Here is a 15,692-nt window from a genome sequence, read left to right on the forward strand (position 1 = left end):
ACTTCGCTAATCCAGTCTCTGCCGCATCACCTCATAAAGAAAAGCACCGCAGGCTACAGATACATTTAAACTGCCAATACTGCCCTGCATGGGGAGTTTGGCTTTGTCGTCAACCAGCTTGAGCACAGATTCAGAAATACCCTTACCTTCATTTCCCATTACCAGGGCGGTTGGTTCTTTAAAATCTACAGAATACAGCAGTTTATCTGTCTTTTCTGTGGCAGCCACCACTTTAATACCCGAGCCCTGCATGTAGAAAATGGCATCTTTGATATGGTCTACCTTTATAAGCGGAATCTTAAAGATCGCCCCGGCAGAGGTTTTCACCGTATCGGCTGTAACCGGAGCACCCCCTTTTTTCTGAATTATGATCGCGTTCACACCGCAACATTCGGCAGTTCTTATAATCGCACCAAAATTGCGCACATCATCAACCTGGTCGAGTAGGAGGAAGAGGGGAGCAGCCTCCTGCTGAAGTGCTTTTTCAACTTCAGAAGCCAAATCGGCGAATTGCACGGGAGAGATCTTTGCCACAACACCCTGGTGGTTTCCTTTTACCAGTCGGTTTAATTTTTCTACCGGCACGTAAGAAATATTGTAGTCGCCAGATTTGGTCTTTTGCTGTAACTCCTGGAATAACTGTCCGCTAAGGCCTTTTTGAACAAAGATCTTATCTATGGTCTCATTATTCTGAATGGCTTCAATAACGGCCCTAATTCCAAAAATGGTGGTTGTATCTTTCATACTGCAAAGATAGAGATAATTGAATGGCTGCGGCGGACTCTTAAAAATTACTTCATTCCCGAGCCTGAACTGAAAAAACCTTTTTTACAGAAACAGGTTCTCCCGAATTTGTAAAACCTTCCAGGTGAATTTCATAGTTCCCGGGAACATCGGAAGTGAAGAATTCAATAACTTCTTCGGAAGCATCTATTTCTACTGAAGGTTTCCACAGAAGTTGAGTCCTTAGATCTGGAATCCTTGACAGCGGGTTACCTGAAGAAGCGGCATAAGATTGCTTAAAGTAATTCTTGCCGGCTTCAGGAAGTTTCATTGCCACTCTTTTGATGTAATCCTGGTTTAAAGATTCAGAAAAATTTCCCTCAATAGTTTCAACATCAACAATTCCGGAGAAAATATGAGAGCCCAAAAAGAAGTTATCCCTCAGGATCTTTATGCTTTTCACGTATTTAGCCGGGTAGTTGATCAAGAGATCGTGATCTTGCACCATAGCGCCGTCTACTATAAGCAAAGCCGGAAGATAAAAATTTGTTGCGCCGTCTGTCTGGTTGATGACGAACTCAGATCCGTCTTTGCCCTTTGCCAGGTGGGCAAACATGACAATTTCAACCATGGTTTCTTTTATAGTGGGAAACCGGGTGTAATCATCGAGATTATAAACAGTTGGTTCCTGAGAGTAAAAAGGTTCTTTTTCAGCTAGAATTTTTAATGTGTCGGGTTTAACGCTGTAATAGGCATTTTCAATCTGAACCTGTACGCTGCGGTCAAGAATATTCTCTTTCATGGCAGGGGTTATCCTGAAGTTTGCGAACTCCAGTTCAGGAGCATTGATTTGAGGTAAGGGGTCGAGCCGTATCTCGTAATTTTCGGCTTCACCTCCCAAAATCTGCATCAAAGCTTCGGGGGTGTCGTAGGCTTCATCTAAATTGAGATAGAATTTTCCCTGCTTGTTTGTAGTTGCGATCTTGAGAATGTAATCTTTACCCGGAAGGGAGAAAGCCAGTTTCTTACCGGCTAAATTGCGGGCTGCATCCGGCGTATTTGCCACAATTCGGCCAGAGATGAGGTTTCCACGGGCTTCAGGAAGAAAGACCGAATCTGTATTTTGACGTGCGGCAGGAAAGGAAAGGTCAAAATCTTCAGCAGTAAATTTCTTCGGAATAGAAATGCTGTCTCTTTTTCTAACGGAAAGAGAATACTCACCGGCAACTCCTTCGAGCTTTAGAGCTACTTTCTCTCTCCTGTCAAAAATGGCATTTTTCAGTATGATTTTCACAGGATTCTTGCTGTCTGTAACAGGAGTTTCAGTTGATTCAAAATTTTGAAAAATGGGCAGATTTCCTTCAGAAGTTGACAAAATAGCCGAAGAATCGCCACGGTAAGGGTTAATTATCGCAATATCCCCGGCAAAATACGACTTGTAATTCCTCATCCAGTTTGAATAGCTCAATAATTTGTAATTTCCGGAAGGTACCGTGGTGGGAATAAAGAAATCTCCCTGTGCCTGGCCATTTTTCAGCAAAAGTTTATGCTTAAAAATGCTATTTCCATCTTCGCTTATTAATTCTACATAAGCAACTTTGCTTATTTCGCTGAATTCTTCTGTATCCTTTTCAAGAGTGTAGAGCTTGTAGTACAGATATTCTCCCGGAAAAAGCAACGAAGAATTGTAATGGACAAAGATCTTTTCCTGCGGAACTTTTTCGAGCAGTGCAGCTCCGGCTGAACTATCTACTGCCTGCGCAGAAAAATGCAGCGGGAGAAAGAAACAGGTAAGTGTGAAAAAAAGGTATTTCATGTTCATTTTATTCAGTCCAAAAATCGGGTGCCTGGTTGGTGCCATAAACGGTGCAGTCTACACATTCGGTGGAAATAACTCTCATGGGGCCTTCGCCTAATTCCCCCGGAACAGGTGCTCCGGCCATGCTGTAATATCGAACTGTTCCGCCTTTGATCATACCAATTGGGGTGTCAAAGTTCTCTCCCGGCCTAAATATTAAACAAGATTCTGGAAATTGTGGTCGGCGTTCATCAAATGCAAAGAAATCATGGTAGTTGAAATATACCCTTTTTGAAGAGGTAGAGGAGAGGGTGAAGAAGCCTATAACTTTCTCGTTTTCATTAGCAGCCCGAATATTACCACTTACAAAACCCGGCTGGGTGGGGCTTAAAACACTTCCTGAACCCGAGATTTTTTTAAGTGTGGAATAATAAGAAAAAGCCTCGGGGGTTAAAGAATACTGTTTCACCAAAATGCTGTAACGCTGGGCCAGTACAGGGTTTTTTGCATCTATAAAGCGCACCACAAATGATTTGAGCTCATTGTCGCTAAGGGAGCTAGTGTTTGAGAGAATGATGTCATTTGATGGCACCGTGTTGTAACATACGGTTTCCTGGCGGGTATTTGGAACAACGCTCCAGTTGTTTCCTTCAAACTTTATGGTGTTGCGCACCGTATATGGAGAGACAATTTTATAAGTTTCTTCATACTCGTATAACGCGTACCTGGAGGCTGATGAGGAATACTCACTGTCTACCATTAATGCAACTCCATCTTCTCCCTGGTAAAAGCCGCGTTCGGCATAAAGATTATCGATTTGAGCTCCCGGGATCAAAGCGGCGGAATCTGAAATATAAGAGTTTCCGTCACGGGTTTCAATTTGCAGCTGGTAAGTGTGTTGTGGCCGGGCAGCAAATTGGGTACTGGAAAGATAGATTCCCGGAGTATCTGATTCGTAGAACCGGAATTGAGTACCTGTATCATCGGTTATGGTAACAACTGCATTTGTTTCTGCAGCAGGTATTTGCTTTTCGAGTTCGTAGGTGCGTGTGAGCCTGACTTCCTGGGTTTTGACTTCATCGGTGATCAAAGCTTCTACCACGAGAAGGTTCTCGAAAGTTTCCGTTTCAAATTCATAAGGCTCCACACAGCTGTTTATGACCATTGCAGAAACGAGCAAAAGAAGTTGGCGAATGACAGATTTAATGTTGATACAGTTCATATTCTCTCCGCTTTAAAATCTGAAATTATAGGTGATGGTAGGTACAGGAATTGAAAAAATGGAGCTTTTGTAAGCTTTGACTTCTCCTTCTTCAGTCACAAAAAATACTGAATACGGATTATTTCTTCCCAGGACGTTGTAAACTGAAATATTCCAGAAACTGTGAGCAAATTTCTTGATCTTGTGATTTCCTTCTACGTTAAAACTGAGGTCAAGGCGGTAGTAATCTGGAATCCGGAATTTGTTGCGGTCGCTGTAAAGCACGTATTCAATTCCATTTTGATAGTATTTCCCGGTGGGGAAGGTGACGGGGCGCCCGGTTTGATATACAAAATTGGCTGAGAAACTGAAGCGATGGGTCAATTTATAATTAGCTACCAGGCTTAGATCATGGGGTTTATCGTAATTGGCCGGAAAATACTCACCATTATTTACCTGCTGTTCATTAAAAGCTCCATCGAGTTTTAGTTCAGATTTAGAGTAGGTGTAGCCCAGCCATCCGTTCAAACGGCCTTCGGTTTTTTTCAGAAGAAATTCGGCTCCAAAAGAGCGGCCTTCTCCCTGTAAAACTTCAGTTTCAATGTTTTCATTCAGAAAAAGCTGCGCTCCTACTTTGTAATCCAGGATATTATCAGATTCTTTGTAGTAGCCTTCCACACTCACTTCATACATATTGTTGTTGAAGTTCTTGTAAAGCCCTAAAGAATATTGGTTGGCACGTTGGGGTTTTATGTTTTTATCGGTGAGCTTGTAAGTATCTGTAGGCGAAACCGTCGTGTTGTTGGAAAGGGTATGAATATACTGGTAAGCATTGTTGTAGCTAAGCTTTAAAGAGAGATCGGGAAGCAGAAGGTATCTTGCCGAGAGGCGTACTTCGGGTCCGCCGTAAGTTTCCATTACTTCATTTTTTCCGTAGTGAATGGTATCTATTACTGTAGCTTCAGATTTTGGCAGGCCTTCTTCATATACTTTCTGGTTCTTTTCACCAAGTGCGGCATAATGAGAATAGCGAAGGCCGCCGCTAAGAAGCAGTTTGTTATTAACCGTGAAGTTATCGGCCAGATAAATAGCCGATTCCAGGCCTTTTTCCTTCGGAATTTCAAAAGGTTCAATAATAGACCCACTTCCCACAGGCTCTATTTTACCAGGGTGCACATTATAGAGTTTGGTTGAAATTCCATAATCAAATTTATGAGCAGCATTATGAAGGTACCTCATGTTGAGCTTAACTTCAGTTTCATTTATTTTATAGCCTGATGTAAAGTTATTGTTGTATTCGCTTTCGTAATCTATATCAAAGTTATAGTGGCTGTTGGTAAGAATAAGGCTGCCGTCATTTTTGTCATTAAACTTATGATTGAGCTTCATGGAGAACAGTAAATTCTGATAGTTAAAGAGCGAATCAGAAGTGATGCTATAGTTATCACGGCTAAAGTAGCCAGTGGCTTTAAAATTAGTTTTGTCACTAAATTTATGATTGTACTTTGCTATGACATCATAAAAGGAAGCTTCGCTGTCTTTCAAAGATTCGTCATCCAGGTTCTTTAAAATCCAGTCTGAATAGGTACTTCTTCCGCCAAGGAGAAGTCCCGATTTCTCTTTAATCACTGGGATTTCGAGAGCTACATTGCTGGTTACGGGCCCCACCGAAACCTCCCCCGCGAATTTCTGGGTATTAGCATCTTTCGAGGTGATGTCGAACACAGAAGAAAGTCTGCCACCAAACCGTGCCGGAATGTTTCCTTTGTAGATGGTCATATCTCCAGTGGTAAAAGGATTTACGGCAGAAAAGATTCCGAAGAAATGTGCAGGATTGTAAAGCACTGCATCATCAATCAGGATGAGGTTTTGATCGGTTTTGCCGCCTCGCACATTAAAGCCGGCAGACCCCTCACCCGTAGTGGAAATTCCCGGAAGAGTAACAGCTACTTTCATAACATCCCTTTCTCCCAGTACCAGGGGAATATTTTTGATTTCACTTATGTCAATATCTTCTGTCCCGCCAATGGCATCTTCTACATTCTCGGCCTGGTTAGAATCTACCAGTACTTCTCCCAGCAGCTCATAATCTTCCTTAAGGTTTAAATTGTACGTGCCGTCGCTAAAGATGACCAGCCGGGTCACCACGTCTTCATTTCCCAAAGATCTGGTTTCCAAAAGATGCTCTCCTGCGGGCAATCTCAGGTTATAATTACCATTGATATCGGTTACGGTTCCTATAGTCGTTCCCTGAACAATGATAGATAGATTGGAAATAGGTTCTCCAGTCTGCTGATTTGTTGCCTGCCCAGTCAAATTGAAAAACCCGGTGCCTGAAGTCTGGGTTTCTTTACCTATAAATATTGTCTTACTTGTTGCCTTGGGACTCTTGTTTTGAGTGTAGAAAACAGGATTATATTCTTTCGTCTCTTTTGGCCTTTCAGCAGCTATTTTTGAGGTGTCGGGGAAGAACCCCTGAGGTAACTGATCATATATGATGTTACTTTTTGTAATGACCACTCTGTTATTGTCTAAAAAATAGTAATTGAGAAGAGTCTGTTCAAGTAGCTTTTCTAAGACTTCAGATACGGTGATTTCGTTGTAGTTGGCCGTTACCTGTGTGCCTTTTACCCAGTCTTCAACATAAAAAAAGTGTAAGCCTGTTTGCTGTTCTATTTCGCCAAGAACCTGTTCTAAGGTAGTTTGTTCTAAAGAGAGGGATACTTTAGGAGCTTTCTCCTGAGCCGTGAGGTACTGCAGAGAGAAAAGTATTAGCAGGGTAACAAAATTCTTCAAATTAGTTGTGGTTTAATTCTGAAGTTGATGGAATGAGGCTTTGAAACAGCTGAGTAAAAAATTTGTCAGGATTTGCCCTTTTTAGAGGGGAATTAGACCTGTAAAAATTTTGAATTTGCTCTTCCTTGTTAGGGAACAGCTTACTAACAGATCTTTGGGATTCAATTTCTTCGGGAATATCATTTACCGCAACAAAATATTCAGGGGTGTCTTCCTTGAACTCGAAGTAGGTGAAATTCTGATCTAAATGTTTTTTAATCTTCTTTCGATGTTTCTTCAGCAAGAGAGTATTGTTGCCCTCCAGTAGAATTTCATAGAACTGAGGTTTTTCATCTGAAGTTCTTTTCAGGGCAATAAAGCTGTGCCCATCAATATTAAAAGCCTGTACATTTTCTTTGTGCAATTGGATGAGTGTAGCACCACCGGCGGTAGGAATTCGAGTAAGAAGAAGATCGTCGTAAACGTTGTATTGTAGATCTAGCTTGTAATAAGGCTGACCATTATACACCACGTTGCCATTTAAGTATACCATGGTTTGAAAATACTTGTGATCATTACTTTGTATTATATGCTGTTCCACGTACTCTGTGCCATTTGCTAGATCTGTATTTTGAATGTGGATTGCAGAATCAAAGAGTTCATAAACAGGCTCTACTGCTGTTTGAGAAAAGCTTGCTGCAGGATACAGGAGAAGCAGAGATAGAAACTGTCTAAAGTTTTTTTTCATTTAAAAAATAGGTTGGTGAAGTATAAGAGGGGAAATTAGCATTTTTATAACATAATGAGAAGTGTTTTTAAGGTTTTTCTATATTTTTTTGTTTTGTATTGTTCTTTTATGGAAATACTATAGAATCTATAAGCTGGATATACTAAAACAACTTTGAGGAGTTACTTTTTTCGGTTTTAATTCAACCCGAATAGAAGTTTAATCCTACAAGTGACGTAGTAATATTTGATTATTTACCCTTAATCAAAAAAGGCTGCCCAATTGGACAGCCTTTTTCTTAATCAACGATTGTAAGTACTTTTGGGTTAATCCTGATCCCAGAAAATTCTAGTTTGTTGCTCGTCTCCACCTATAGCACTGGAAGCGGCTTCCCAGTTTGCACTGTTTAAAGTAGCTTCGCTTACAGGATAAGTGAATCTTAATGGTACCGGAAGACCAGACTGTGCTGCATTAGGTAATTCAGGTACATCTAATTTTCTCCAGGTAGACCAGGCTTCAAAACCGCGGTTGTATAAAGCGATCCATTTTTGAACACCAATTTTTTCTATCCAGTTTTCCTGGCTGTAGGCAACTGCTGGTTGTGCAATGTAGGCATCGGCTTCAGCTTCAGTTCCGTCCCAATAAAGAATAGATGAAGTAATGGCTTCGTTATAATGAGTTTCTGCATCTTCGCTAATATAACCTCTTGCGGCAGCTTCGGCGATTAGGAATTCCACTTCAGTATAATCTAAAAGTACACCTTCTAAAGTCGGGTCTTCAAAACGCTCGCTATAAATTGTGCTGTTACCTTGAGTGTTTCCGTTGGCACCGTAAGTTCCCCCATCATAAACACCCTCTCCAAGATTTTGAGCAAAATAATCATCTCTTCTTGGGTCATCAAGTTCATTCATTTTATCAACTATTGTGTTAGCTGCAACGAAATCGGCACGACCAGATTGTACAAGGTCTTCCCAGATAGGGTTGGTGTTTGGAGCTGATGCTTCATAATCCATAGCTGCATTATCGGCAAGTGATTCAAATACTCCGGCCTGAATAGCTTCAGTTGCCATTTGAGCAGCTTTGGCGTCATCAACATTAGCATATCTTAAAGCTAAACGAAGTTTTAAGGAATTCGCAAATTTTGCCCATTGGCCGGCATCCCCATTATAAAGGTAATCGGCCTGACCAAATCCACCGGCTCCATCAGTAAGTTGAGCAATTGCAGCATCTAATCGAGTTACGATATCTGCATAAATTGCAGCGTCATCATCATAAACAGGAGTACTGTTTTCAAGATCCAGAGCTTCTGTGTAAGGAATATCACCAAAAGTGTCTACAAGAACATGCCATGTGAAGACCTGCAGTACTTCAATCATAGCCAATTGGTTTTGAATTTGGGCTTCAGACAGAGAAGAGTCTGGATTTTCATTTATAATCATGGCTGCTTCATCCAGATCTTTAAGAACATCTCGATAAAGAATTATCCATTGGGCACCATTTATATCTCTTTCCACGAGATTATAGTTCGCTTCATCGGTATATGTGGTTTCAGTCCAATATTGGGCCACAAGTTTAAAAATTCCCCTGTTAACATTTGTGCTGACCATTTGATCAACCAAATTCTTAGTTGCATTTGAGAATAATACATCGGCCGCAACTTCTGTAGGGGCTTTTGTATCGACATTTACGTCTGACAGGTCGTCAGAACATGCTACCACCCCAGTAGCCAGTAATATGATTAAAAATAGTTTCTTCATGATATTTTTTTTAGAATTGTAGTCTTACGTTAAACCCGTACTCTCTGGCAGTTGGAATTGCTCCAGACTGATATCCCTGGATATTTCCAGAACTTAAACCTGCTTCAGGATCTGAGTAAGGAATGTTTTTGTCAATGATCCACAAGTTTCTTCCTACTGCAGACAGGGTTACGTCTGTCATAGAGATTTTTTCAGCGATAGAGTTTGGTAAAGAATAAGATAAAGTAGCTTCTCTTAATTTAACATAACTTGCGTCATAAACATGATAAGCATTAGGTGCATAACCATAACCTATAGCATTGGCGTAGTTACTCATAGAGGTTCTGGTTGTATTCGGAGTTCCATCAGGATTAACTCCTTCCAATAAGATACCTCCGCCTTCTGATACAGGATCTCTCTTTGGGTTGCCTAATTCATTAAGTCCTGCAGTGTTTACAGGTACACCTGTAGCATAACCGTACCATGTGTCAAGAGAGAACACACTTCCACCTTCCTGGATATCGATTAGGAAGCTGAAGGCAATATCTTTATATGAGAAAGTATTGCTTATCCCCGCTTTCCAGTCTGGGTTAATATCCCCAAGTGGCTGTGGAGTTCCATCTACAACAAACCTTCCGTTGTCTGGATTAATAACAGGACCACTTCCATCTTCTAAATAAGTGTAGTTAGTTCCCCAAATTGTACCGTAAGGTTTTCCTACTGTAGCGTTAATAGAAACTCCTCCCTGGAGTGATGCCAGCTCGAGGTTCTTGTTGTCTCCGTAAAGTGAGATAACTTCACTTTCATTGGTAAACCAGTTACCGTTGATCCTCCATTCAAAATCATCAGTCCTAATTGGGCTTACATGTAAGCTGGCTTCAAGACCTCTGTTCTCGATTTCACCGGCATTAACCCATCTTGAGGTATAACCAGTAGCAGCTGTGATGGTCACAGGCATTAATTGATCTTGTGAGTTGGACTGATAAGCAGCCACGTCAAAACCTAAACGTCTGTCAAAGAATTCCATTTCCAAACCAACTTCCCAGCTCTTGGTAGTTTCATTTTTAAGGTCTGGATTATTGGCAGTGCTGCTCACAGAGTAAAGCGGAGTCCTAAAGTTTGTAGGGTTGGCATATACATTCTGAACAGATAATGGTGGTGCATAGTTACCTACTTCTGCATAGTTGGCACGAAGCTTACCAAATGACAACCAGTCATTATTCAGGAATTCTGAAAATACAACACTTGTAGAAACAGACGGATAGAAGTAAGAGTTGTTTTCTTCTGGTAGTGAGGAAGATTCGTCAACCCTTGCAGTTGCATCAAGGAAAAGTAAGTTTCTATAACCAAATGATGCGCTGGCGAAATAACCGTTAGTATGTAGTTCTTCAAAGCTTTCTGTTGGTGGCTCTAAAAGGTTCTGTGAATTTGATAAAGCGAAAAGACCAGGAATTACCAAACCACCGGTAGTGCTGGCTCTCATTTGACGGAATGTCTGTCTTCTAGCCGTGGCACCAAATAGACCTGAAAGGTTAAGGTCTTCTGTAAGGTCATAATCAAAGTTTAAAAGTAAATCGTAGTTGAGCTCGGTATAGCTGGCATCATATCTACGGTAGTGTGAAACTCCGTTACTTCCAACGTTTCTCCTCTCTTCTCTTAAGTCATTATAAGTATCCATAGACACCCGTCCTGTAGCAGTAAACCAGTCAGTAAATTCGTAGTTTAGGTTGAAATTTCCATACACCCTATCTCTAACATCTGTTTGATAATTCTCATAAAGCTGCCAGTATGGGTTATCAGTATAGATAGGACTAAAGTTGCCACCTTCTGCATTTGCATAATTCCAGGTGATGTTTCTTCCGGTAGAGAAATAAGCATCTTTTTGAGCTTCAAAATCTACGTTTGCCTGGTTCCACTGGCGCATAGACTGGAAAATGTTTGTTCCACTATAACCTGTTCCGTAACGTCCTTTACCATCAGTGTTGGTATAAGTTGCAGTTACTCCTGCAGTAAGTTTTTCGGTGAAATCGTGAGTAGCTTTTACATCTACTGTGTTTCTCTTAATGTTACTGTTTGGAAGAATACCTTCCTGGTCATAAAGGGTATAACCCAATCTATAAGTACTTCGGTCTGTTCCTCCATCAAGAGAGATGCTGTGGTTGTATGAAACCCCTGTTCTAAAGATAGATTCGGGTCCATTTTCAGCGGCTGTCCATGGGGTAGCCTGTAGATAGTTTGGAGATTCAGGATAAAATGCATCCCATTGGAAAACCATCAGGCTGGGGTCAAATCTTCCACCAAAAGAAGCATCTTCTGTAAATGGAACTACCAAATCGTCTGTTCCGTCACCATCAACATCCCATTCGTTAAAGTAAGCATCCTCGTTTGGGCCATAAAAAGCTCCGTATCCGGCACCATACTCTTTCTGATATTCAACAAAAGTATCATCATCCATTTCAGAAAAAGTTACTCCACTGGAAATGGTAACTCCAATATCATCGTTCTTTTGTCCTGATTTTGTAGTTATAATGATTACCCCATTCGCGGCACGAGACCCATATAGTGCAGATGCTGCAGCCCCTTTAAGAACGTTTACAGACGCAACGTCATCTGGATTGATATCCATGGCTGCGTTACCGTAATCGTACCCGCCTCCACCTCGCTGTTGAGTAGAGGTGTTAGTGTTTTCATTGCTAATTGGCACTCCGTCTACTACGAATAAAGGCTGGTTGTTACCAGTCAATGAAGTATAACCACGGATGATCACGTTTGAAGAACCACCAAGAGTACTACTCTTTTTGATATCCAAACCTGATACTTTACCAGATAAAGAGTTAATGAAGTTACCTTCTTTTGCCGTGTTTACTTCGGCACCGCTAACTTCTTCGGTAGCATAACCTAAAGATCTTTTTTCACGCGAAATCCCGAGAGCGGTCACTACAACCTCTTCAAGTTGAGCGGCATCTGGTTTTAAGATCACATCAATTGTGTCTACGTTCGTAACAGGATATTCTGCGGTTTGCATTCCCAGATAGGAAAATACCAGTACTTCGCCCTGACTTACTTCGAGGGAGTAATTCCCGTCAAAATCTGTCTGTACTCCCTTGGTAGTACCTTTAACAAGTACGTTCACCCCCGGGAGAGGCATCCCATTAGCATCAGTCACAGTACCCGATACTGTGAGGTCTTGTTGTGCAAAGGTAACTTGCACAACTAACGCCAATAATAGCGTTAGCATTCCACTTAATTTTGTTTTCATTTTAATGATTTGTTTGAATTAGCCAGTGCCAAATTTGAAGATAAATTGTCATCCTGACAACTTTTTTTCTTTAAAACTTTAGTTTAATCTTAAAAACTACTCATTATTTAAGCTTTCGTTAACGTTTTAAAGTCGTTTTATGCATTTAATGTAGTGGATTCATTTTCAGGTTGGTGTGTGCTCTATATAAAAGCATGATCAATATCATTTGAAGGGTCAAATAAATTGATAAAAAAATTTTTATCCTGGAGAGAAATCTGGGATAATAAATTTTTTCAGATAAAAGCCGAAAGTATTTCTGGGGTGTCAAAAATGGCAAAAAACAAACGTGTTTTTTTGTTGCTTATAATGCCTCTGAAAATTAATTGCTTAAGATTTGAATTATTGGGTTTTATTTCTACCTTTGCAGACCTTTTTAGAAAAGGGCTTATATCAAATAAATAATTAGTGTAAAAGAAATTATGCCAACAATTTCACAATTAGTACGAAAAGGAAGAGCCACAATTACCAAGAAGAGTAAATCGGCTGCTTTGGATTCGTGCCCTCAAAGACGGGGAGTATGTACTCGTGTTTACACCACTACACCTAAAAAACCAAACTCTGCAATGCGTAAAGTGGCAAGGGTAAGGTTAACGAATGGTAAAGAGGTGAATGCGTACATCCCTGGTGAGGGTCACAACCTCCAGGAGCACTCGATAGTATTGGTTAGAGGCGGAAGAGTTAAAGATTTGCCTGGAGTTAGGTATCATATTGTACGTGGTGCTCTGGATACTGCCGGTGTTGCAGGAAGAACCCAGAGGCGTTCAAAATATGGTGCTAAAAAGCCTAAGAAATAATTTTATTTCAAAGGCAAGTAACAATTAACTTATTACAAAGAAGAAATGAGAAAAAGACAGGCGAAAAAAAGGCCACTTTTACCAGATCCAAAGTTTAATGATCAGTTAGTAACTCGTTTTGTTAACATGATGATGTGGGATGGTAAAAAATCTGTTGCCTTTAAAGTTTTCTATGATGCCATCGCCATTGTAGAGGAGAAAAAACAGGACGAAGAAAAAACTGCACTTGAACTTTGGAAAGATGCTCTATCTAATGTTATGCCCCACGTAGAGGTGCGTAGCCGTAGAGTGGGTGGTGCAACTTTTCAAATCCCAATGCAAATTAGACCAGATCGTAAGGTTTCAACTGCTATGAAGTGGTTGATCTCTTATTCGAGAAAGCGTAACGAGAAATCTATGGCGCAAAGACTAGCGGCTGAGATTCTTGCTGCAGCTAAAGAAGAAGGTGCGGCTGTTAAGAAAAGAGTGGATACTCACAAAATGGCTGAAGCTAACAAAGCATTCTCTCACTTTAGATTCTAAAAAATGGCACAAAGAGATTTAAAATTTACAAGAAATATTGGTATTGCTGCGCACATTGATGCGGGTAAGACCACAACTACAGAGCGTATTCTTTTCTATACCGGAATCAGTCACAAAATAGGAGAAGTACATGATGGTGCTGCTACTATGGACTGGATGGAGCAGGAGCAGGAGCGTGGTATTACAATTACTTCAGCTGCCACGCACTGTAAGTGGAACTACCGCGACCAGGAATACACTGTTAATATTATTGATACTCCCGGGCACGTTGACTTTACTGTAGAGGTAGAGCGTTCACTTCGTGTTCTTGATGGGATGGTTGCTCTTTTCAGTGCGGTTGATGGTGTGGAGCCTCAATCTGAAACTGTTTGGAGACAAGCCGATAAATATCGCGTACCAAGACTTGGTTTTGTTAACAAGATGGACCGTCAGGGTGCAGACTTCTTTAATGTTTGTAACCAGGTTAGGGAAATGCTTGGAGGGAATCCTGTTCCGCTTCAGGTGCCAATTGGAGAGGAAGTAGATTTCAAAGGTGTGGTAGATCTTATTGCTAAGAAAGCCATCATCTGGAATGAGGAAGACTACGGAATGACATACGAAACCATCGAAATTCCGGAGGAATTGATGGAGGACGTAAATAAATACAGAGCTCAACTTGTAGAGGCGGTTGCTGAATATGATGAGGCTCTTATGGAGAAATTCTTTGAAGATGAAGATTCTATTACTGAAGACGAGATCATTGCTGCGCTTAGAGCTGCTACAATAGATATGTCTATCATCCCAATGATGTGTGGTTCTTCATTTAAGAACAAAGGAGTTCAGGCTATGCTTGACGCGGTAATGCGTTACCTTCCTTCTCCTGTAGATGTTGAGGCTATTGTTGGTGTTAACCCTGATACAGAAAAAGAAGAAAGCCGTAAGCCTAACGTTGATTCTCCTTTCTCTGCGCTCGCATTTAAGATTGCTACAGATCCATTTGTTGGTCGTTTGGCATTCTTTAGAGTTTATTCAGGTACACTTGATGCCGGATCGTATATTTTGAATACACGTTCAGGTAAGAAAGAACGTATTTCCCGTATCTATCAAATGCATGCTAACAAGCAACAGCCAATTGACAGGATCGAGGCTGGGGATATTGGAGCTGCGGTTGGTTTTAAAGATATTAAGACAGGGGATACCATGACAGATGAGAAGCACCCAATCGTGCTTGAATCTATGTCTTTCCCTGAGCCGGTAATTGGTATTTCTGTTGAGCCTAAAACAAAGGCTGATGTTGATAAGATGGGTATGGCTTTGGCTAAACTTGCTGAAGAGGATCCAACTTTCCAGGTGAAGACTGATGAGGCTTCAGGTCAAACAATTATTTCAGGAATGGGAGAACTTCACCTTGAAATTCTTGTAGATCGTCTAAAAAGAGAATTTAAAGTTGAAGTTAACCAGGGACAGCCTCAGGTTGAGTATAAAGAAGCTGTAACCAGATCTACAGATCACAGAGAGGTTTATAAGAAACAATCTGGTGGACGTGGTAAGTTTGGTGATATTGTCTTTAAGCTTGGGCCTGCAGATGAAGATTTCAAAGGACCCGGACTTCAGTTTGTTGATGAGATCAAAGGTGGACGTATTCCAAAAGAATTCATTCCTTCCGTAGAAAAAGGATTTAGAGAGGCTATGAAAAATGGTCCTTTAGCAGGATTCAATATGGATACTCTAAAAGTGAACTTAGTAGATGGTTCTTTCCACCCTGTGGATTCTGACCAGCTTTCGTTTGAGTTGGCTGCGAAAATGGGATATAAAGATGCTGCCAAGAAAGCAGGTGCTGTGATCCTTGAGCCAATTATGAAAGTTGAAGTGGTGACTCCTGAAGAGAATATGGGGGATATCGTGGGAGATTTGAACAGGCGTAGAGGGCAGGTTAATAATATGTCAGATCGTTCGGGAGCTAAAGTTATCAAAGCAGAAGTTCCGCTTTCTGAAATGTTTGGATATGTAACCACACTTCGTACCCTTTCTTCGGGTCGTGCAACTTCTACAATGGAATTCTCTCATTATGCTGAAACTCCTTCTAATGTTTCAGAAGAGGTAATTAAAGCAGCTAAGGGATCCGCTAACGATTAA

At 40.9% G+C, this 15,692-nt stretch carries 10 protein-coding genes; 3 read left to right on the top strand and 7 right to left on the bottom strand.

Going from position 1 to position 15,692, the window contains the following annotated elements; translation table 11 throughout:
• Window positions 1-6 precede the first annotated feature (6 nt).
• The 7 genes from rlmB to JRG66_RS10070 all read right to left on the bottom strand — a co-directional run bounded on the left by rlmB (window position 7) and on the right by JRG66_RS10070 (window position 12,219).
• Entirely contained in the window at window positions 7-744 is a 738-nt protein-coding gene (gene rlmB, locus JRG66_RS10040) for a 23S rRNA (guanosine(2251)-2'-O)-methyltransferase RlmB (protein WP_265162636.1), read from the bottom strand.
• A gap of 52 nt (window positions 745-796) precedes the next feature.
• Complete coding sequence (locus JRG66_RS10045) at window positions 797-2,539, bottom strand: hypothetical protein (RefSeq protein WP_265162637.1); 1,743 nt, start codon at window positions 2,537-2,539, stop codon at window positions 797-799.
• A gap of 7 nt (window positions 2,540-2,546) precedes the next feature.
• Complete coding sequence (locus JRG66_RS10050; protein WP_265162638.1) at window positions 2,547-3,743, bottom strand: DUF4249 domain-containing protein; 1,197 nt, start codon at window positions 3,741-3,743, stop codon at window positions 2,547-2,549.
• Window positions 3,744-3,755: 12 nt separating this feature from the next.
• Entirely contained in the window at window positions 3,756-6,518 is a 2,763-nt protein-coding gene (locus tag JRG66_RS10055) for a TonB-dependent receptor (protein WP_265162639.1), read from the bottom strand.
• Window position 6,519: 1 nt separating this feature from the next.
• Entirely contained in the window at window positions 6,520-7,245 is a 726-nt protein-coding gene (locus JRG66_RS10060) for a hypothetical protein (RefSeq protein ID WP_265162640.1), read from the bottom strand.
• Window positions 7,246-7,550: 305 nt separating this feature from the next.
• The gene (locus JRG66_RS10065) at window positions 7,551-8,981 is read right to left on the bottom strand and encodes a SusD/RagB family nutrient-binding outer membrane lipoprotein (RefSeq protein ID WP_265162641.1); all 1,431 of its coding nucleotides are present in this window, start codon (window positions 8,979-8,981) and stop codon (window positions 7,551-7,553) included.
• 10 nt (window positions 8,982-8,991) lie between these two features.
• The gene (locus JRG66_RS10070; RefSeq protein ID WP_265162642.1) at window positions 8,992-12,219 is read right to left on the bottom strand and encodes a SusC/RagA family TonB-linked outer membrane protein; all 3,228 of its coding nucleotides are present in this window, start codon (window positions 12,217-12,219) and stop codon (window positions 8,992-8,994) included.
• 461 nt (window positions 12,220-12,680) lie between these two features.
• Between JRG66_RS10070 and rpsL the strand changes: the two genes are divergently transcribed.
• Genes rpsL through fusA form a run of 3 tightly spaced genes read left to right on the top strand, consistent with a single transcriptional unit; the run spans window position 12,681 to window position 15,692 of the window.
• Window positions 12,681-13,055, top strand: coding sequence for a 30S ribosomal protein S12 (rpsL, locus tag JRG66_RS10075; protein ID WP_029037125.1), 375 nt, complete (start codon window positions 12,681-12,683; stop codon window positions 13,053-13,055).
• 45 nt (window positions 13,056-13,100) lie between these two features.
• A complete protein-coding gene (gene rpsG, locus JRG66_RS10080; RefSeq protein WP_265162643.1) occupies window positions 13,101-13,577 on the top strand; it encodes a 30S ribosomal protein S7 in 477 nt (158 codons plus the stop codon).
• 3 nt (window positions 13,578-13,580) lie between these two features.
• Window positions 13,581-15,692, top strand: coding sequence for an elongation factor G (gene fusA, locus JRG66_RS10085; protein WP_265162644.1), 2,112 nt, complete (start codon window positions 13,581-13,583; stop codon window positions 15,690-15,692).

It is taken from the genome of Salinimicrobium tongyeongense, from assembly GCF_026109735.1.
In the GTDB taxonomy this organism is placed as follows: domain Bacteria; phylum Bacteroidota; class Bacteroidia; order Flavobacteriales; family Flavobacteriaceae; genus Salinimicrobium; species Salinimicrobium tongyeongense.